Genomic DNA, 21495 nt, shown 5'->3' on the forward strand with positions numbered 1-21495 from the left:
GAAATGCGCATCATACTGATGCGCATAATTAAGAGTCTGCACCCGCCATATTATGAGGGATGCAACGACAATAAGTTCAAATTAGTTACAAGCGTCTTTTAGAGCTTTACCCGCTTTGAAAGCCGGTACTTTAGCTTCTGCAATTTGAATTTCTTCGCCTGTTTTTGGATTACGGCCGGTGCGAGCCGCACGTGTACGTACGCTGAATGTACCGAAACCTACCAGCGCAACCTGGTCGTCAGCCTGAAGAGTTTCACTCACTGCATCGATAAATGCATCCAGTGCGCGGCCTGCTGACGCTTTTGAAAGATCTGCGTTTTCTGCAATTTTTTCCACTAATTGTGTTTTGTTCACTGTAATTCCCCTTAACGTTACCCGTTATTTTTTTAGTCGGTAACTTACGTTCCATTTGATGTAAAATTAAGCGCAAGCCTTGAAATACCTAGCTTCCGCCATAGTTGGTTAACTTAGCTTCCTAAAAAAACGCTGACAAGTGTTTTTCAACCTATCAGCGTGATTCTTTTAGTTATTTATGCTCTACATCACTATTTTTCTGACTCAAAAGTAAATCCAGAGGGATCATTCTCCAGCGCAACACTGAGCACTTCGTCAATCCACTGTACTGGCTTCACGACCAGGTCAGCAATGACGTTATCCGGAATCTCTTCCAGATCACGCTCATTTTCCTTCGGAATCAGTACCGTTTTGATGCCTCCGCGATGAGCAGCAAGCAGTTTCTCTTTCAGTCCGCCAATCGGCAGCACTTCACCACGCAAGGTGATCTCACCCGTCATCGCTACATCAGCTCGAACCGGGTTTCCTGTCAGGCTTGAAACCAGAGCAGTACACATTGCGATACCGGCACTCGGACCGTCTTTTGGTGTCGCCCCTTCCGGTACATGCACATGAATATCACGCTTTTCATAGAAATCTTCGTTGATTCCCAGATTCGCTGCGCGAGTACGCACCACAGTCATTGCTGCCTGTACGGACTCCTGCATCACATCACCCAGAGAGCCGGTCTGAGTCAGCTTACCTTTACCCGGCATAGCTTCAGTTTCAATGGTAAGCAAATCGCCACCCACTTCAGTCCATGCCAGACCGGTTACCTGACCGATACGGTTATGCTCATCAGCCTTACCGTAATCAAAGCGGCGAACACCCAGGTAATCTTTAAGGTTATCGATGTTAACGACCACCTGTTTCAGATTTGAGTCAAGCAGGATATTTTTCACTGCCTTACGACAGATTTTGGAAATCTCACGCTCCATACTCCGCACACCCGCTTCACGAGTGTAGTAACGGATAATACCAATGATGGCTGAATCTTCGATCTCAACTTCATGCGGTTTCAGACCATTACGCTGCAGTTGTTTGCCAACCAGGTGGCGCTTAGCGATGTTCAGCTTTTCGTCTTCGGTATAACCGGACAGGCGAATCACTTCCATACGATCCAGCAGCGGGCCCGGAATATTCATCGAGTTTGAGGTTGCCACAAACATAACGTCGGACAAATCATAATCCACTTCCAGATAATGATCGTTGAACGAGTTATTCTGCTCCGGATCCAATACTTCCAGCAGCGCTGATGACGGGTCACCACGCATATCCGATGACATTTTGTCGATCTCATCCAGCAGGAACAGTGGGTTTCTCACTCCGACTTTGGACATTTTCTGGATCAGCTTGCCCGGTAAAGAACCGATATAAGTACGGCGGTGACCGCGAATTTCCGCTTCATCACGCACCCCACCCAAAGCCATACGGGTATACTTACGTCCGGTTGCCGCCGCAATAGAGCGCCCCAGAGACGTTTTACCTACACCCGGAGGACCGACCAAACACAAGATAGGGCCTTTCAGCTTGTTGACCCGATTCTGCACGGCAAGGTATTCCAGAATACGCTCTTTCACCCGTTCCAGACCATAATGGTCTTCATTTAGAATTTCTTCCGCTTTTGACAGGTTTTTCTTGACCTTAGAGCGCTTAGCCCAAGGAACACTAACCATCCAGTCGATATAACTGCGCACCACTGTCGCTTCCGCAGACATCGGTGACATCATCTTCAGCTTGTTCAGTTCCTGCTCAGTTTTATCTTTGGCTTCCTTCGGCATTTTTGACTCTTCGATTTTATTCTTCAGAGTCTCAAATTCATCCGGAGCATCATCCATTTCTCCCAGTTCTTTCTGAATGGCTTTCATCTGCTCATTCAGATAATACTCACGCTGGGATTTTTCCATCTGCTTCTTGACGCGTCCACGGATGCGTTTTTCCACCTGCAGCAGGTCGATTTCCGACTCCATCTGCCCCATCAGGAACTCAAGACGCTCATTGACGTCAATAATTTCAAGTACCTGTTGTTTTTCCGGCAATTTAAGTGGCATGTGTGCCGCAATGGTGTCCGCCAGACGAGCGGCTTCTTCAATACCATTCAGAGAAGTCAGTACTTCTGGTGGAATTTTCTTGTTCAGTTTGATAAAGCCTTCAAACTGATTGATCGCACTACGTACAATCACCTCTTCTTCTTTTTCGTCCATCAGAGGTGTTGTCAGAAACTCCGCATCAGCAACAAAGAAATCGTCTTCTTTAAAGCTATGGATTTTCGCTCTCTGTTGTCCTTCTACCAGTACTTTCACTGTGCCATCAGGCAGCTTCAGAAGTTGCAGAATCGTCGCAACAGTACCAATAGAGAAAAGATCATCTATTTTCGGCTCATCAGTGTCAGCTTCTTTTTGGGCGACTAACAAGATTTGTTTGTTGCTTTCCATCGCTGACTCAAGGCAACGAATGGACTTTTCTCGACCAACAAACAAAGGAATTACCATGTGTGGATATACAACCACATCTCGCAACGGCAATACGGGAATCTCGATACGCTCGGAACGCTCCAAGTTCATATATGTCTCTCTATCCGCTTGTTCTTATCAAAATTATATGGGGGCAATTTCAGGGGATTCAACAAAATAAAGACAAAAAAAGGGAGTAATTTCTTACCCCCTTTTCGATTAATTTATAAGAATGACTTACTCAGCCCCGGCGGCCTGATTATCAGCGCCATCATATATCAGCAGAGGTTCAGACTCTCCATTGATAACCGATTCATCGATAACCACTTTGCTCACATCGTTTGAAGATGGCAGCTCGTACATCGTTTCAAGCAGCACACCTTCCAGAATAGAGCGAAGGCCTCGAGCACCAGTTTTACGTTCCATGGCTTTTTTAGCGATGGCACGCAGCGCGTCTTCCCGGAACTCCAGCTCAGTGTTTTCCAAATCAAACAATGCCGAATACTGCTTAGTCAATGCGTTCTTAGGTTCACAAAGAATCTGAATAAGAGCGTCCTGATCCAACTCAGTAAGCGTTGCAGTTACCGGCAGACGACCGATAAATTCAGGAATCAGACCATATTTAACCAGATCTTCAGGTTCAACCTGAGTGAACAATTCGCCAACCGTCTTGGTTTCGTCTTTTGAACGCACTTCCGCACCAAAGCCGATTCCCGTTCCGGTTGCAACTCGTTGCTCGATGACTTTATCCAGTCCGGCAAATGCACCACCACAGATAAACAGGATCTTGGAGGTATCTACCTGAAGAAATTCCTGTTGAGGATGCTTACGTCCACCCTGAGGCGGAACAGAAGCAATGGTACCTTCAACCAATTTCAGCAATGCCTGCTGAACACCTTCACCAGATACATCACGCGTTATGGATGGGTTTTCAGCCTTACGGGAAATCTTGTCAATTTCATCAATGTAGACAATACCGCGCTCAGCTTTTGCTACGTCATAGTCACATTTCTGCAGTAGTTTCTGGATGATGTTTTCTACGTCTTCACCCACATAACCGGCTTCAGTAAGCGTCGTTGCATCAGCCATGGTAAATGGTACGTCAAGAAAACGCGCCAGAGTTTCAGCCAGCAACGTTTTACCACTACCTGTCGGGCCAATAAGCAGAATATTACTTTTGCCTAACTCCACGCCATCAGCGGTAACATCACCATTACGAAGACGTTTGTAGTGATTATAAACGGCAACCGCAAGAACCTTTTTGGCGTGTTCCTGACCGATAACATAATCATCCAGATGATTGCGAATTTCTCGCGGAGTCGGCAATGCTTCCGACTCTTTCGTTGGCATAGCCTCTTTGATCTCTTCACGAATAATATCGTTACAGAGATCAACACATTCATCACAGATGTATACTGAAGGGCCTGCAATCAGCTTACGCACTTCGTGCTGGCTTTTACCGCAGAAAGAGCAATACAGCAGCTTACCGCTACTACTCTCTTTGCCTTTATCTGTCATTCGCTAACCTCTTTAGCCTTTACTTATATGATTCAGTGTATATCAATTCTAACCAAATTGCCTCGGGGAATTTATTCCCCGCGACGAGTCAGCACTGAATCAACCAGCCCGTATTCAACTGCCTGTTCACCTGACATGAAGTTATCACGGTCGGTATCACGCTCAATCACTTCCAGTGGCTGACCGGTATGATCTGCCAGCAGTTGATTCAATTTCTGTTTGATACTCAGAATTTCCTGTGCATGGATCTGAATATCGGATGCCTGGCCCTGGAAACCACCCAATGGCTGGTGAATCATCACTCTTGAGTTTGGCAGCACATGACGTTTGCCCTGAGCACCACCGGCAAGCAGGAATGCACCCATAGAACATGCCTGTCCCATACACACGGTACTGACGTCCGGCTTAATAAACTGCATCGTATCGTAGATAGACATACCGGCTGTCACACTCCCGCCCGGAGAGTTGATGTACAGGAAAATATCCTTGTCCGGATTCTCAGACTCAAGAAATAACAATTGAGCGGCAACAATGTTTGCCATCTGATCTTCAACCTGACCGGTCAGGAAGATAATGCGTTCTTTCAGCAGTCGTGAATAGATATCGTATGAGCGCTCTCCACGGGAAGTTTGTTCTACCACCATTGGTACCAGCGCATTCATAATTGGTGACATCGCGTCGTTGTTTTGGTAGCTCATGTTCTTATATCCCTAAAATAAATGGCCCGAATGAATACCTCACACGGACCATTGTTAACAGAAAAGTAAAAACAATGTCAAACTTTCTGTATAGTTTTATTAAGATTAAGCTGCTGGCTGCTGCTGATTCATCAGCTCATTGAAGCCGATTTCTTTATCTGAAACCTGAGCTTTTGCCAGAATCGCATCAATCGCCTGCTCTTCCAGAGCAACATTACGCATGTTTTGCATCATTTGCTCATTTTGCTCGTAGTAAGCAACAACTTCAGTAGGATCTTCGTAAGCAGTCGCCATTTCAGTGATCAGCTCTTTAACTTTTTCATCGTCAGCTTTCAGCTCTTCAGAAGAGATTACTTCGCCCAGCAGAAGACCAACCATTACGCGACGCTTAGCTTGTTCTTCGAACAGTTCACGTGGCAGTTGTTCTGCCGCTTCAGGGTTGCCACCGAAACGTTGTGCAGCTTGCTGACGAAGCGCACCGATTTCCTGATCGATAAGTGCTGCAGGAACATCGATTTCGTTTTCTTTAACCAGACCGTCAAGCGCTTGTTCTTTGATACGGCTCTTAACAGCTTGTTTCAGTTCACGTTCCATGTTCTTACGAACTTCTGCTTTAAGTGCGTCAACGCCGCCTTCAGCAACACCAAACTTAGCAACGAACTCGTCTGTCAGTTCAGGAAGCTCACGAGCTTCAACTTTGATCAATTTGATCAGGAACTTAGCTGCTTTACCTTTCAGGTTTTCTGCGTGGTAATCTTCTGGGAAAGTCACATCGATTTCGAATTCCATGCCCGCAGTTTTACCAGCGATGCCATCTTCAAAACCAGGGATCATGCGGCCTGCACCCATTTCCAGAGGGAAGCTTTCTGCTTTACCGCCTTCAAACTCTTCACCGTCGATAGAGCCAGTGAAGTCGATAGTTGCACGCTTGCCTTCTTCAGCCGCTTCGTCAACTTCAACCCACTCAGCCTGCTGCTTACGCAGAGTGTCGATCATCTCATCAACATCAGAGTCGTTTACTTCAGTTGCTGGTTTTTCAACAACGATGTTTTCCAGACCTTTCAGTTCGATTTCAGGGTAAACTTCGAAACTTGCGTTAAATACAAGGTCTTTACCTGCTTCATTTTCTACTGGTTCGAAAGTAGGAGCGCCAGCCGGATTGATTTTTTCTTTTACAATGGCTTCGATAAAGTGACGCTGCATTACTTCACCCATCACATCTTGACGTACTGATTTACCGTACATCTGCGCAACCATTTTCAAAGGCACTTTACCTTTACGGAAACCGTCAAAACGACGATTTTTCGCGATGTTGCGAAGTTCAGCTGTTACTGCATCTTCAATGTTTGCAGCAGGAACAGTAATGGTCAGACGGCGCGCTAGGCCCTCTAGAGTTTCAACAGTAGCTTGCATTATTTATAAACCTCAAAACTGTCTCAGTGTTACTGAGCGTATGAGCCGCACAGCATTACGTGCGACTGCATCCTTGTGTTGCGCCCTCGGGCACCGTTTCAAATCGGGTATCGGCACGAAAATCATTTCCCGCACCGGGCTAATCAGCGATATCCTGACCCGTAACTAAGAAGGGAAAAGGTATCTCTCATTAGCCTCAGGACAAAAATAGACGCGCCATTTTAGCGATATGCTATTTGGCTGTCGAGTCGTAGCCTGAATTCTCTCAAAAAGTTAACCAAAAACAGCGAAAAATCCGTCTGCGTCACCAACTTTGATGAAGAAATGGGGACAATACAGTGAATTTCAAGGAAACCGAGTATTTTTTTTAATTAAAATATGAAAAAGAGATCTTTATCTTGGTTTTTGCCGGTATCCGCTGCCGGTCACCAGAGCGTGCCGATATGTCATCATGCCTATTGATGAACTTCTCTTTCCAGCTCATCCGCAAGCAGCTCCTCCAGATATTTATCCTTCGAGGCGATCGCTTTCAGATTGGGCAGATCCAGCCAAATCAGTTCTGTTGGTGTCACGGCTTTCGCACTGGTTCGGTAGCTGTCGGTCAGAAAGGCACTGCAACCTACAATAGTCCCATATTCCGCTGTTTGTTCATCATGCGTGCTGATAACACCGACTTTGCCATGCAGCACTATCGCTATCGCGTGGGCGTGCTGGTGCTGACGGAAAATAAGTTCCCCTTCCTGAAATATCTGCCTGTGGGCAATTTTACCCAGAGCCATCACCGTTTTATCTTTTAACTTTTCAGCCCATTGCATATCCCTTATCTGCCGGGTGATCTCTCTGGCACTGACTCGGTGGGGCTGCTGCTTCAGGTGGGATAATTTATATTCGACAGCCTGAATCATTTTCTGTGCTTCACTGTCATCCACGACTCCCTCATCAATCAGCTTCTGTGTGTGGGCTCGCTCAAGGTTGAGCATCAGACGATGTGCTGAGTGAGTCTCCAGACTGTACGACAGATCGGGAAAATACTCCCGCAAGGCGTCAATATGAGCGCGAGTCTGACTTTTGTTTATTTCAATATCCTGAAGCGCCCCTTCGCTGTCTTTCACACAAGGAGCCAAAGCAGCGACATGACGGGCCACCTCTTCCTGTGCCTGTATAAAACCACGCGCCGTATCATAGCTGAGCGCCAGCCGCTCAAACGAGAGATTAACCACCATTTTATTGATAACGGGAGTATTGCTGAAAAACTTAATATAAGCCGGCGTTTTCCAGAACTCGAATAAGCTCTGACGCGGAGCAAGTTCAGGTTCGCCGTCCAGCGCATGCTCTACTGCATTGACCAGTTGTGATGTCGCAGCTCCGGTTAAGGCTCCCTGTTTAAATTGTGACCAGTAAAACTGCCGCTCCGTTTCCAGCAAGCGACGATAAAAAGCAACTCTTAGCTCCTCGGCACTCGCTTTCTCTGGTTTTACTGGCAGTTCTGGAGCTAAAACATCATCTAACGGCTTACTCAACGCGCTCCAGTTTGCCCGATGCAGAAATTCATTCTTCTTCAGCTGAGGCAACTCTTCCAGCATATGTTGTTTAATACTGTATTTGGCTTTATTCAAACTGGCCTGTTTGGCCGGAGGAAGCTTATCCAGACCGAGCTTTTCCAGCACCCAGGTCATTGAGGTAGAATTAATAATGATGGTCAGAGCAACCACCCCAGCGGTGAGAAACAGAATCTGGTCAGCCAGCTCCTTCTCTAGGACATGATGCTGAGTCACGATCAGAGCCAACGCCAGAGATACGGCACCCCGAAGTCCTCCCCATACCAGTACGATCGCTTTTTCCCTGGTAATCCCTACCCCGATCCGTCTTAACAGCGGCATAAACACCATAACGGTGAGAGCCCGAATTACCTGAATGCCTAAATATAAGATCAGCAGAGACTGCCACCAGTCAAGGACATCCAGCCGGATACGGGTAGCGATAATAATACCGACCAGAACAAAGATAATGGTATTGGCAATATGCGCCATCATATGCCAGAAATGGTGTAAAAAGTCGGAAACTTCGGGGGAGATGCGCGTCCGGCCAAACCCGGCCAACATCAAACCAAGAGTCACCACAGCCACCACCCCGGAAACGTGAAACAGGTTCTCTGCCACATAGTAAGTAATGTAAGCGGCAATGATCGTTAAGGTAATCTCCACCAGTGGCCGGTTAAACAGGCGGCTACACCAGAATAGAACGATCGCCCCAACCAAGGCTCCGATACCCATTCCCAGCAAGACGACCAGCAAGAACTGACCGCTAATGCTTATAATGCCGGTCTCCGCATGGCCAGACAGCGTTAACATACCGTAAAACAGCGTAAACAGAACAATGGCCGTACCATCATTCAGCAGTGATTCTCCCTCTATCAGCGTTTCCAGGCGCTTTCTCGAACTGACTTCTTTCAGTAACGCAACAACAGCGACCGGATCCGTTGCACTTATCAGGGCCCCAAACAGGAAACAGACCGTCCAGGACCACCCCCAGGGGAAGGCATAATGGGCGAGTGCGGCTGTCAGCGCGGAAGCTAGCAACAAACCTGGTACGGCCAGTATGGCAATCTGACTAAACATTCGCCGGAACAGGTGAGTTTCCATACCGAAAGCAGATTCAAAAATCAGAGTCGGCAGAAACACCAGCAGGATCAGATGAGGATCGATATCAGTCAGCACGAGCATCGCCTGCCGAAACTCCGGATAGCTCTGCTGCACATAACTGGTTCGGCTGACAGAGGCGATGACCAGGCCAATCACCAGCAGGATCACACTATAGGGTGATTTAAACACTCTGGGCAGGGACTTGACTAATGCTCCAAGCAGCAACGCCAGAACAACAAAAATCAGGATAATTACTCCGGTATTTGTCTCCATCGTGCACTCCTCAGAGTCAATCAGAATTGTATCTTCCTACTGCCATTTTTATTACTGCAATAGTGTTAGTGTAGTTCAATATATTGGGAGAACCTCCCCGCTCTCCCAGGCTTTTTTCTGTTAGACTATCTACATTAGCATTTACTTAACTTTACAGTATTAGGACTTTTACCATTCTCTTTCAGAGCTATGCTTATAGAGAAGCCAAAAGGAGCACGCTCTATGAACATCAAACACATCACGACCGTCGCATTAATGACCCTGAGCATCATATCCATGCCTTCTATTGCAGGAAAAGGACCGGGAAATAATGGCTCCGGAAATGGGGCTAATTCAGCAAATGCCAGCGAAATGAATAGCTACGGTAAAGGCGGAGGTCAAGGCCGCCAGGCAAACCAAAATGCCCAGGCACCACAGTTCGGAAAAATTGACAGCAATGGTGATGACATGATCTCCCCGTCAGAATTTGCGGCGTTTCGGCAGGAGAGAATAACGGAACGGCAAAATGAACAACGTATGCTGAGAAACAGTATTCAGGCAAGAAATTTTGCCGATCTGGATACGGATGGCGACGGTTTTATCAGCCGGGCTGAGTTTCAGGAACATCAAACAAACAGCCGCCGGATAAACCAACAGTGAGCCTCTGTTGGAGGTAACGTTCAATAGCCGTTCATCATAAGCCCATACCGTATGGGCTTATTTCGTCAATAAGGACATAACAACATGACGACATTCAGTTGGAAACAGAGAGCCATGATCATTCCGCCACTCCTGTTAGGCGGTATCCTTCTCGCCCTCGCCCCGGGCATGAAAGCCGAGCCCCCCAAAGCCGAACCTAAAGTAAATAAAAAGGTGGTCAGAGTGCTGAAGATGGCCCCCCGGCTTATTCAGCCAACAGCCAAAGGGTATGGTCATACGATGCCGGAACATGAATGGGACGCTCAGTCAGAGCTCGCCGGTCGCGTTATCTGGGTATCCGAACAATTTAAAAATGGCGCTATTGTCCATCAGGATGAGCCGCTGCTAAAGCTGGATCCTTCAGCCTACCAGCTCACTATTGCTCAGTTAGAAGCGGAGCTTCAGGTTGCCCGTCTGAAAGATGACACCATAAATGCTTCTATCCGTATCGCGGAACAAGACTTCCGGTTGCAGGAAGCAGAGGTACAACGAGTCACCCGTTTAAGTAAAACCGGACATATTTCCAGTACCGAAAAAGAGAAAAGTCAGAGAAGCCTGCTAACCAGTAAGCAGCAGTTACAGACACTGAAGAATAATCTCGCCATTAACCAGGCTGAACAGCAGGTACTGAAAACCCGGCTCGATCTGGCTAACCGGGATCTCAAACTCACGACTATCCGTGCGCCATTTGACTGCCGGATCACCGAAACCCGCACCGGACTGGCCGATTACGTCAACAAAGGCACCTCGCTGCTACAGGCGGACAGTATTAATGCTGTCGAAATTAACGCCCAGTTTCCGATAGGGAAAATGCGTCCTCTGCATCAGGCCGTCAGCAGCAACAGTGCAGCCGATAACTCTGCCCATACCAGCCTTGAGGCCATCGTCGAGCTCAAAGCCGGAGAAAACATTATCCGCTGGCAGGGAAAAGTCAGCCGCTCCGGCGGACGTCTTGATGCCCAGACCCAAAGCCAGAATATTATTATCACCGTGGATAAACCTTATGCTCAGGCTATTCCGGGTAAACGACCTCCTCTTATCCGTGACACCTTTGTCCAGGTAACTCTGAAGGCCCCGGCACTGAAAAACCAAATGCTGGTTCCGGTCAGCGCCTTACATGATGATCAGGTTTATCTGGCCACTCCCGAAGGAAGACTGGAAAAACGTACCGTCGCAGTTGATTTTATTCAGGATCAGGTTGCCGTCATTCGGGGCGGACTTAACCCGGGTGATATTGTCGTACTCAGCAAGCTGACATCGGCTGTCGAGGGGATGAGCCTCAAACCCCAGCCAGATAAAAAGATGGTGGCGTGGCTGAATAAAGTAACCGGATATCCGCCAGCGGGCAAACAAGGAGAGGCTCAATGATCAGTTACTTTATCCGGCACAAAACCGTAGCTAACGTCCTGATGATCGCCATTCTTCTGTTGGGTCTGTTTGCTGTGCCTAAACTACAGAAAGACACCTTTCCGGTGACTCCGACGAAAGACATCGAAATAAAAGTGTCATACCCCGGAGCCACTCCCGGTGAGGTCGCCAGCGAAGTCTGTCCACTGCTCGAAGATGCCGTTGACCAACTCAGCGGAATCAAAGAATTTACCTGCGATGCCCGTGAAAACAGTGCGATTGGCAATGCTGAAATTGCACCCGGTGAAGATATTGATCTGCTGACGACAGATATTCAGCAGCAGGTCAATGCCATTAATGATTTCCCGGACAAAGTAGAACAGACCAGTGTTACCAAACTGGATCGGATCGCCAGTGTCGCCAGTGTGGCGATTACCGGCAATATGTCCCCGGCAGATCTGTATCAGTACGCCAAACAGGTTAAACAGCGGTTTAAGAGCAACCCTCTTATCGCTCAGGTTACGATTGACGGATTCTCCGATCAGGAGCTGGAAGTTCGCATCTCCGACCGGACACTGAAGCAATATGGCCTGAGTATCTCCGACCTTACCCGGCTGATAGAACAGCAGAGCATCAGCCAGGCGGCGGGGGTATTAACCGGTGAGCAGGAAGCAATCAGTGTCCGCTTCGATACTCTGGGTGACAACGTACGAGAGTTGAAGAACATTGTCGTCAAAACCAGCGACCAGGGATCTCAGCTGAAGTTGGGGGACATTGCCCGGGTCACGCAGCAATTTACTCTGGATGAAGACGCCATTCTGTTTAACGGGCAGCGTGCTGCGCTGTTGCAGGTATCCAAAACGTATTTTCAGGATTCGCTGAAAGTCAAAGACGCCATCCTGAAACAACTGGAGAAAGAACAGCAAATCGCGCCAGAAGGCGTGTCACTGCATATTTCTCAGGATGTCAGCATCAATATTAAAGAGCGGCTGCGTATCCTAACCAGTAATGGACTCCAGGGGCTACTGCTGGCATTTCTGGTGATGTGGGTGTTCTTTAATATTCGCTTTAGTTTCTGGGTGACCATGGGCCTGCCGGTATCCTTTCTCGGCTCGGTGTTTGCGATGTATATGTTGGGATACACCATCAATATGATGACCATGGTGGGGATGATTGTCGCCATCGGCCTGTTAATGGATGACTCCCTGATCATTGCGGAAAATATCGCCGCAAAACGTCAGTCCGGTCTGTCCGCCATTGACTCGGCTATTCAGGGCACAAAACAGGTGCTCCCCGGTGTCATCGCCTCTTTTGCCACCACTATGATGGTCATCGGCCCGCTGATGTTCCTGAGCGGAAAGATGGGAGAAGTATTGCGTTATATCCCGATTATCCTGTTGATCACCCTGCTGGTCAGCCTGTTTGAAGCTTTTTTGATCCTGCCTGCCCACCTCAGCCACAGCCACAGCCACAGCCACAGCCACCAGAATACGGCACCAAACCCATTAAGAAGCCGGTTTATCCGCGGATTTGAAGCGGTGCGGAACCGGGTTATCGTGCCGGTTGCCTCTAAAACGGTAAAAACGCCTTATCTGTCTATAGGCATATTGCTGATGCTGGTGCTGGCTGTGACAGCATCCATACCAGCCGGGTTACTTAAATTCAAAGCGATGCCCGCTCTTGAGAGCGACACGCTTCAGGCCCGGGTACTGCTTCCTCAGGGCACCCTATTGTCCCGAACAGAAGAAGTCGTGGCGAAAATCACTGCCGCTCTGGATGAGATCAACACAGAATATGCCGCCGATTACCCGGATTCTCCCCCTTTAATTAACAGCCAGACCATTATGTACAACACCAATGTGGATGCCAAAGAATCCGGCCCACACCTTGCCACGGTCAGCGCTGATCTGTTACCGGCTCAGTTCCGTCAGGTCAGTATCAAAAAGCTGGTGCAGGAATGGAAGAAGAAAACCGGCCCGGTCGCCGATGTGATTGCGCTGAAGTTTACCGATAAGGAAAGAGGTATCGCCGGTAATGGCATTGATATCCGGATTCAGGGCGCGGATCTTAAGACACTGAAAACCGTGAGCCGCTCGCTGCAGAAATGGCTGAAAAATTTCGATGGCGTATTTAACCTCTCGGATGATCTGCGGTACGGACGCTCTGAAATTCACGTCAGGCTCCGGGATGAGGCCGGTGTGATGGGGGTGAGTGCAGCTCAGGTCGCTCAGACATTACGAAGTGCCATCCGGGGCAGCACTGACCTGACGGTATTTCAGAACGGTGACGTTGTCGACATCTCGGTGAGACTGGATGAATTTACCCACCAGGGAAGTATTCAAGGGCTGAATGATCTCGCCGTTACCGCATCGAATGGCCGCCTGGTGCCGCTATCCAGCGTGGCAGATTTTGAGCAGAGGCTGGCTTTCTCTCGTATCAACCGGGTTAACGGACTGAATACCGTCACCGTGCAGGGGAACATCAATACCACCGTCGCTAACGCACGGGATATTATGCAGACGTTCTATCAGGATTTTGTACCCAACAGTAAACAACGCTTTCCGGACGTCAGCTTTGTATCTCAGGGGCAGGATAAAGAAAGTGCAGACACCGGCACTTCCCTGCTGACCTTTTTTGCTCTGGGCATCATCGGTATTTATTTAATCCTTACGTTCTTGTTTCAGAGCTACAGCCAGCCGTTTGCGGTATTACTGGCAATACCGATGGCATGGATTGGGGTGGTACTGGGGCACCTTGGGCTGGGTCTGGATTTGACTATTCCTAGTCTGGTTGGTTTTGCCACCCTTGCAGGTATTGTGGTAAACGATAATATTCTGCTGGTTCATTTTATCAAAGAGCACGTAGCACAGGGCAGTAGCCTGCTCAAAGCATGCACCGATGCCGTTCATGACCGGTTCAGGGCTATTTTTATCACCTCGCTGACTACGTTTGCCGGCTTGCTGCCACTGTTGACGGAAACCAGTACTCAGGCGCAGTTTCTGATCCCGCTCGTTGCCAGTATTGCCTTTGGGCTGATATCCGCGACACTGCTGGCATCCATTGTGGTACCGTGCATGTTTATGATTCTGGACGATCTTGGCATTAACCGGTTACCACAACAGGAAAAGCATCTGAAATCTGAAACCTCATAGCCGGCAGGAACCTTTAGCAGATAAAAAAGAGGGTGGCGCAAGTCCATCCTCTTTATTCTTGGGTGTGTGCTCAACGTAACCTTGTAATCAAAGTTTACTGGTTATCAATGTCACTCAGCTACCTACACCATGTCTTCAACTGACGGCATTTCGTGATTATTAGCCGAAGCGCCCGGCCCCGGTCCGGTACCGTTACAGCATCCGGCTAAAACCAGCGTACACACTAAAAGTAACACATATTTCATTCCGGCCTCCTCAAGGTTTGTGACCTCCTACAGACTATCCTGTTGCGCTACTCCCTGTAACTGTAACCAAATGAAAATAAAAGGTTATTTTTCAATTCCTAGGTCAAAATCACTTAACAGGTCCTGCAGATGAATCGCATTATCATTGATAGTGACCGCTCTTTTCTGCAAACGGTTTGCATCCTGCTCCGTCAGGTTAGCCTGTTCACTGATGCTCTCTATATTACGGCTCATATCCACAGCGACCTGACTCTGTTCTTCAGCAGCAGTGGCTATCTGAATGCTCATGTCATTAATCATCGTCATATCACCCGCTATCTCGGCAAAAATCTCTTTTGATGAAGCGACTTTCTTCAGCGTCTGCTGCGCCTCATCATTGTTGGTTTCAATGGTCGAAGCTGATTGCTGAATACCTGATGATAATGCATCCAGCATGGTACGGATCTCCTGAGTTGCTCCCTGCGTGCGCTGAGCCAGGTTTCTCACCTCATCGGCTACAACAGCAAAGCCCCGGCCCTGTTCTCCGGCGCGGGCCGCTTCAATCGCCGCGTTCAAAGCCAGCAGATTCGTCTGATCCGCAATGTCACTAATCACATCCGTTATTTGACTGATCTGCTCACTTTCAGTCGATAGGGTATTCATTTGCAGTGTTGTTTTTTTCAGCTCCTGAGAAAAGGCTTCCATCGCGTACAAAGCGTTTGTTACGACATTGTCGCCTTCCAAAACAGTATTATGTGCGTCGGTGGTTTTATCTGAAGAATTCTGAGCGTTTCCGGACACTTCTTTCACCGTTGCACTCATTTCATTCATTGCTGTCGCAACTTGCTCTGTGTGACTTGACTGAACCTGCATATTGGTCAGCATAGACTGGCTGGTAGAAGACAGCTCTTCCGCAGAATCTATCAGGTCCTGGCTGGATTTGATCACTTGTCCCAGAATGGTTTTATTGCGGGCCTGAACCAACTTGACACCAGCCAGACAACGGCCGATTTCATCCATCCGGTTCAGTTCAATGGGCTGGTTGTAATTGCCACTGGACAGATCCCGTAACCTCTCCCGGATGTACACCAGAGGCTTCAGAATACCCGTCGTCGTTCGCCACCAGAGAAAGACTGTCATCAACGCTGGGATGATCAGCAATGAACTTAGAATCGGAGAAGACGGCAGGCTTAATGCCATTACCGCCGCGAGCGTGATCAGATTGATCAGCGATGCTATCGTCATCACCTGCTTATGAGTGATACGCCTGACTAAAGGCAGTTTGGGTAATCGCATAGAAGGGTTTGCACGCATTTTGGCGTACAGGGCTTCAGCTTCCGCAACCCGGCTCCGGGAAGGTTCTGAACGCACCGACTGATAACCGATCACAGTACCAGATCGTATTATCGGGGTGACAAAGGCATCCACCCAATAATAGTCACCATTCTTACAGCGGTTTTTGACCATGCCCCGCCAGGGCTCACCGGTACGCACGGTTTTCCATAAGTCAGCAAAGGCTGCCGGCGGCATATCCGGATGCCTGACGATATGGTGATCCTGACCGATCAATTCCTTTTTAGTGAACCCGCTGATCGACAGAAATGCATCATTAATGTACTTAATTTTCCCATCTAAATCGGTCACTGAGACCAAATCTTCTGAACTGAGAAAACGCTGTTCCTTCTGTGTGACTGGCTGATTATTTTTCATTATATACTTACCCCCTCTCCAGGTAGAGCGGTAAATATACAATCAATCCGCTGGAACAAACATCTCATTTTTTGCAAAACCATGAGGTCGCAATATGTGATCAGTTTATCTCAGGAGGTTATCTCATAGGGATAATGGAACACATAGTCTGTAACTAATTCACGCATAAGCGCTTTTTTCTCATCGGGAATAAAGCTGGCTTCAATCGCGTTATAGGTAAATTGCGCCGCTTCTTCATCCGTGATGGGGTGGGCCTCAGCAACCGCGAGGAAGTTATCATTCATATAACCGCCAAAATAGGCCGGATCATCGGAATTGATGGTGACGCACAACCCTTTCCGGAGTAGATCCACGATATTGTGCTGTGACATGTCTTCAAACACCTTAAGTTTGATATTAGACAGAGGGCAGACCGTCAGCGGCATACGGGTTTTCACCAGCTCCTGCACCAATTTCCGGTCTTCCGTACAGCGCACACCATGATCTATCCGGCTGACTCCCAGCATCTCTTCGGCATCAATAATGTTCTGGGCCGGGCCTTCTTCACCCGCGTGAGCGACCGTCTTAAATCCTTCCGCCAGGGCTTTTTTAAATACACCCGCAAATTTTTCCGGCGGATTACCCTGCTCGGAAGAGTCCAGCCCGACACCGATTATCTTGTCTTTGTATGGCAGCGCCTGTTCCAGAGTTTTAAAGGCATCATCTTCGTCCAGGTGACGCAGGAAGCACATAATGATCTGACTGGATATACCCAGTTCAGATTCGCCTTGTTTCAGAGCGCCATAGATACCATTAATCACCGTTTCAAAAGCGATGCCTCGTTGAGTATGCGTCTGAGGATCAAAAAAGATTTCGGTATGGATGACATTATCCGCTTTGCAGCGCTGTAGGTAGGCCCAGGTCAGATCGTAAAAATCCTGCTCAGTGACCAGAACATTCGCTCCCTGATAATAGATATCCAGAAAGGACTGTAAGTTTTCAAACTGATACGCTTCGCGTACCTGTTCTGGCGAATCAAAAGGGATCTCGATTTGATTGCGTTTTGCCAGCTCAAACATCAATTCTGGCTCTAAAGAGCCTTCAATATGCAGATGGAGTTCTACTTTTGGCAGAGTTTGAATAAATGCTTTCATAAATCACATGTCCTTTTGAACCACTTTTCTTCAGTATAGAGAACAACTCTCTGTAAAAACAAGAAAATTACTCCGGATACCACAGGCTAGCGAGGTAACAGCGTAATAAACAGCCATACCGTTATAGCGCTTAAGCATAAAGGTTAACGGCCTGTTTCATTTGCGCACTCTTTTATTCTGAAATTGATACATATCAGTTAATCCAGAGACGAATTTAGGCACACTGCCCGCTAATCAACTTATCATGGATATGTTTATGAAAAAGTGTTGTGGTAACTGCCGCCAATTTGAACGACAGCCAGGAAAGGCAACAGACCTCTGCGGAGCCTGGGGTCACCCAACGAAAGCCGACCGGGAAGCCTGCGATTTCTGGATGATGATGGTGAAACAAGGTAAAACGGTAAAAGCCAGAGAGGATAACTAAACCTGTATCTGTGGTAACCTACGACGATCATGGCTATATATAAAGTAGCTGTTTCGTTTGCCTGTAGATGATTGCCTGACATGTATCCTTATTCTTACCGACGTTACTTCTATCTCATACTGTTCGCTCTGCTTTCCGGGCTTACTTTTATCTCTCATGCAGACAGCACAGATGTTCCGTTATCTGGATCCGATAAGGTCATCAGCCACCCTATAACGGAGGTTATTTATCCTCCGGCACAGTCCGCTTTCGATACAAGAGATAACGACTTTATTGAGATACTCCGTCTGGCTCTGGAGAAAACAGAAGTCACTGACGGTCCGTTCACACTTCGTCCTACCGATCTTAGGATGAATCCGGACCGTTTCCGCTACGAGATAGTACAAGGGAGAGGCCCCAATGTTATCTGGGCCTCCACAACCAAAAAACGAGAAGACGCCTTACGTTCCATTCCTATCCCATTAAGAAAAGGCATTCTGGGATACCGGCTTCTGCTGATTGATAAGGCGAACCAGAACGTATTTTCTTCCATCTCCAGTAAAGAAGAGTTACAACAGTTCACCGCCGGGCAAGGCGCAACCTGGGTAGACGCGGACATATTGCGTCAGAATAATTTTAAAGTCATCAAAGGCTCAACCTACGAGGGCATGTTTAAGATGCTGATGTCGGGGCGGTTTGACTTTTTTCCCCGAGGTATTAATGAAATCTATGATGAACTGGAAAAAAGGTCTTACCAATACCCGGATATGGTGATACAAAATTCTATTCTTTTATACTACCCGCTACCGAAGTTTTTCTTTGTAAACAAAGACAATAAGGCTCTGGCAGACCGAATAGAAAGAGGCCTGAATATAATGATAAAAGACGGAACATTTGATCGTGTCTTTTTCAAATATAACCATAAGGATATCGAGTTACTCCACTCCCACCCATGGAAAGTGTTTCAGCTAGAGAACCCTTTTCTCCCAGACAATATCCCATTTGATCGCGAGGATCTCTGGTATAACCTGCTTGAACCGAACGACTGATTTCCCCATGAAATACCATTATCTGATCTAAAGCTCGCTTTTCAGAAATTTTATTTGCTCTTCCGCACATAACCCACACAGACACCTTAAGTCTTTGCTTATAAATGGCAATACTCTTTCCATATAAAATTAATCGCATTACCGGGAATGACAGCAAATACCCAATAAAAATAACCCGGTTCAGACAAAGCAACGAATGCGGAAAAGAATTCTAATTACTTTCTGGAGGTTGGCTTATGAGTACTATCGCACTCTCTATTAGCCTTTTATCGCTGGTAGCAGTGCTGGGATTATGGATAGGAAACTGGCGGATACGCGGTGTCGGTTTAGGTATCGGAGGAGTGTTGTTCGGCGGCCTTATCGTCGGACATTATGCACAAATCCTGCAGCTTGAGCTGGATATGCATACCTTACATTTTATTCAGGAATTCGGCCTTATTCTTTTCGTGTATACGATAGGGATTCAGGTCGGTCCCGGCTTTTTCTCTTCACTGCGTAGCTCAGGCCTGAAACTGAATGCCTTCGCAGCTCTCATTGTGTTGCTAGGCGGTGTCGTCACCGTGGCCATTTATCACCTGTTTGACGTTCCGCTACCGGTTATTCTGGGCATATTCTCCGGAGCCGTTACCAACACTCCATCCTTGGGAGCCGGGCAGCAAATTTTAGGAGAGCTTGGGCTCGGAGGAGACATGCTTGGGCTCACCGGTATGGGCTATGCCGTCGCCTACCCTTTTGGTATCTGCGGCATTCTGCTCACTATGTGGTTACTCAGGCTGTTCTTTAAAGTCAATGTCGACAAAGAGGCGGATCAATTTGAAATCAGCAGCGGCCAGAAAAAAGAAGGGCTGCTGACCAAAAATGTCGTGCTGAAAAACCCGAACCTGATAGGTCTTACGCTCTCAGATATTCCTGACCTGACCGAAGGTAATATTATTTGCTCTCGCCTCAAGCGTGGTGATGAGCTCATTGTTCCCAAAGCCGATACCAGAGTCGACTTAAATGACTACCTGCATTTAGTTGGTGATCAGAAGGCCCTGAAAAAAGCGCAGCTGGTTATCGGGGAAGAAGTCAATGCCAGCTTATCCACCAAGGGAACGGACATGAAGTCGCAGCGCCTGGTGGTGACAAACGAAGCCGTGCTTGGTAAAAAACTCGGCGATCTGGGACTAAAAGAAAAATACGATGTGGTGGTTTCCCGCCTTAACCGCTCAGGTGTTGAGCTGGTTCCCAGTAGCGAAACCAGCCTGCAGTTCGGTGATATTCTGAACCTGGTCGGACGGATTGAGGCCATAGAAGCCGTCAGCGGCTCAGTTGGCAATGCAAAACAAAAGCTGAATCAGGTTCAGATGCTGCCAGTCTTCCTCGGCATCGGACTCGGCGTTCTGCTTGGTTCCGTCCCGTTCTACCTGCCCGGACTGCCTGCTGCGATCAAGCTGGGATTAGCTGGTGGCCCTCTGATTGTCGCGCTGATTTTATCCAGAATTGGCAGTATTGGTCGTTTGTACTGGTTTATGCCTCCCAGCGCCAACCTAGCGTTAAGGGAGATAGGGATAGTGCTGTTCCTGGCGGTAGTAGGCCTGAAATCAGGTGGTGGTTTCGTCGACACTCTGGTTAATGGCGATGGGCTTAGCTGGATGGGATACGGTGTCTTTATTACATTAATTCCACTGCTTACCGTGGGTATCATTGCCCGGGTTGTTGGTGGCCTGAATTACCTCACTCTGTGCGGAATGCTCGCCGGCTCGATGACTGATCCACCAGCTCTGGCATTTGCCAATGGATTACACAGCACATGCGGGGCCTCTGCGCTATCCTATGCGACCGTCTATCCACTGGTTATGTGTCTGCGAATTCTGCTTCCTCAGTTACTGGCTATTTTACTTTGGGCTGGAGGATAACGGATATCTATGCCGGGACCGACATGGATCGGTTCCGGTACTTTTAAGACAGAAAAATAACAATCCCGAAGAAAATAAAATTTTTTTCACTTTTCTTATTCACGAGACATAATATATCTGACCATCATTGCTGACAGATATAGAAACCCTCTCAAAAAATTGTCCTTAATAATATCCGATATAATAATAGGTTACTGTTTTTGTTGTTATTCAACGACACCAGAAATAAGAATAAAACACCAGAAATACTCACATTAATAGTATTATAATCTTATTTGACGGGTTCAGGATCCACTTCTATGGTTAATCATTATTCAACCACCACAGAGGTATGCCACATGAGAAGAAACAGTAAGACTTATCGTTTGCAGTTAATTAAGGAAAGTGTAAAAACATGCGAACGCCGAACATGTAGCGACCCGATGGTACGGTTTATTCAACAATTAATGGAAAAGAAAACCAATAAAAATAAAGACAACGATAAAGACATGAATCTCAAACACCGCTTTGCCGGTCACCATTATGATCCACATGCCGGGGGCTGGGTAAGTGATAAATGGTAATCTCCTAC

At 47.6% G+C, this 21495-nt stretch carries 15 protein-coding genes and 1 pseudogene; 7 read left to right on the plus strand and 9 right to left on the minus strand.

Annotated features, from left to right (window positions below):
* Positions 1–81: 81 nt before the first annotated feature.
* From DI392_RS04070 to DI392_RS04095, 6 genes are all read right to left on the minus strand, one after another.
* A complete protein-coding gene (locus tag DI392_RS04070) occupies positions 82–354 on the minus strand; it encodes an HU family DNA-binding protein (RefSeq protein ID WP_109318635.1) in 273 nt (90 codons plus the stop codon).
* 191 nt (positions 355–545) lie between these two features.
* Positions 546–2897, minus strand: a complete 2352-nt coding sequence (gene lon, locus DI392_RS04075) for an endopeptidase La (RefSeq protein WP_109318636.1) — start codon at positions 2895–2897, stop codon at positions 546–548.
* A gap of 126 nt (positions 2898–3023) precedes the next feature.
* Positions 3024–4304, minus strand: coding sequence for an ATP-dependent protease ATP-binding subunit ClpX (gene clpX / locus DI392_RS04080; RefSeq protein ID WP_109318637.1), 1281 nt, complete (start codon positions 4302–4304; stop codon positions 3024–3026).
* A gap of 71 nt (positions 4305–4375) precedes the next feature.
* Positions 4376–5002 carry an ATP-dependent Clp endopeptidase proteolytic subunit ClpP gene (gene clpP / locus DI392_RS04085; protein WP_109318638.1) on the minus strand — a complete coding sequence of 209 codons (627 nt, stop codon included), beginning with the start codon at positions 5000–5002 and terminating at the stop codon, positions 4376–4378.
* 105 nt (positions 5003–5107) lie between these two features.
* Complete coding sequence (gene tig / locus DI392_RS04090) at positions 5108–6415, minus strand: trigger factor (protein WP_109318639.1); 1308 nt, start codon at positions 6413–6415, stop codon at positions 5108–5110.
* Between the two features lie 455 nt (positions 6416–6870).
* Positions 6871–9330, minus strand: coding sequence for a cation:proton antiporter (locus tag DI392_RS04095; protein ID WP_109318640.1), 2460 nt, complete (start codon positions 9328–9330; stop codon positions 6871–6873).
* A 222-nt stretch (positions 9331–9552) separates the two neighbouring features.
* Here DI392_RS04095 and DI392_RS04100 point away from each other — a divergent pair, with 222 nt between their 5' ends.
* The 3 genes from DI392_RS04100 (at position 9553) to DI392_RS04110 (ending at position 14507) form a co-directional block, all read left to right on the plus strand.
* Positions 9553–9969 carry an EF-hand domain-containing protein gene (locus DI392_RS04100; protein WP_181388356.1) on the plus strand — a complete coding sequence of 139 codons (417 nt, stop codon included), beginning with the start codon at positions 9553–9555 and terminating at the stop codon, positions 9967–9969.
* Positions 9970–10053: 84 nt separating this feature from the next.
* Positions 10054–11376, plus strand: a complete 1323-nt coding sequence (locus DI392_RS04105; protein ID WP_109318642.1) for an efflux RND transporter periplasmic adaptor subunit — start codon at positions 10054–10056, stop codon at positions 11374–11376.
* Complete coding sequence (locus DI392_RS04110; protein ID WP_109318643.1) at positions 11373–14507, plus strand: efflux RND transporter permease subunit; 3135 nt, start codon at positions 11373–11375, stop codon at positions 14505–14507. The genes DI392_RS04105 and DI392_RS04110 overlap by 4 nt, the downstream gene beginning before the upstream one ends.
* 122 nt (positions 14508–14629) lie before the next feature.
* Here the strand turns inward: DI392_RS04110 and DI392_RS19905 are convergent, their stop codons facing one another.
* The 3 genes and pseudogenes from DI392_RS19905 to DI392_RS04120 all read right to left on the minus strand — a co-directional run bounded on the left by DI392_RS19905 (position 14630) and on the right by DI392_RS04120 (position 17574).
* Positions 14630–14752: a hypothetical protein gene (locus tag DI392_RS19905; protein WP_281259817.1), complete on the minus strand. Its 123-nt coding sequence runs from the start codon at positions 14750–14752 to the stop codon at positions 14630–14632.
* Between the two features lie 84 nt (positions 14753–14836).
* Positions 14837–16387, minus strand: a pseudogene (locus tag DI392_RS04115) (methyl-accepting chemotaxis protein); the annotation flags it as partial.
* Between the two features lie 164 nt (positions 16388–16551).
* Positions 16552–17574 (minus strand): adenosine deaminase, encoded by a 1023-nt coding sequence (locus DI392_RS04120; RefSeq protein WP_109318645.1) that lies wholly within the window; start codon positions 17572–17574, stop codon positions 16552–16554.
* Between the two features lie 256 nt (positions 17575–17830).
* Here DI392_RS04120 and DI392_RS04125 point away from each other — a divergent pair, with 256 nt between their 5' ends.
* The 4 genes from DI392_RS04125 (at position 17831) to DI392_RS04140 (ending at position 21487) form a co-directional block, all read left to right on the plus strand.
* The gene (locus DI392_RS04125; RefSeq protein ID WP_181388371.1) at positions 17831–17998 is read left to right on the plus strand and encodes a hypothetical protein; all 168 of its coding nucleotides are present in this window, start codon (positions 17831–17833) and stop codon (positions 17996–17998) included.
* 80 nt (positions 17999–18078) lie between these two features.
* On the plus strand, positions 18079–19026 hold the full coding sequence (locus DI392_RS04130; protein ID WP_109318647.1) for a substrate-binding periplasmic protein: 948 nt from the start codon (positions 18079–18081) through the stop codon (positions 19024–19026).
* A 236-nt stretch (positions 19027–19262) separates the two neighbouring features.
* Complete coding sequence (locus tag DI392_RS04135) at positions 19263–20924, plus strand: putative transporter (RefSeq protein WP_109318648.1); 1662 nt, start codon at positions 19263–19265, stop codon at positions 20922–20924.
* 338 nt (positions 20925–21262) lie between these two features.
* A complete protein-coding gene (locus tag DI392_RS04140; RefSeq protein WP_109318649.1) occupies positions 21263–21487 on the plus strand; it encodes a hypothetical protein in 225 nt (74 codons plus the stop codon).
* The last annotated feature ends 8 nt before the right edge of the window (positions 21488–21495 follow it).

Source organism: Vibrio albus (assembly GCF_003144035.1).
Taxonomy (GTDB): Bacteria; Pseudomonadota; Gammaproteobacteria; order Enterobacterales; family Vibrionaceae; genus Vibrio; species Vibrio albus.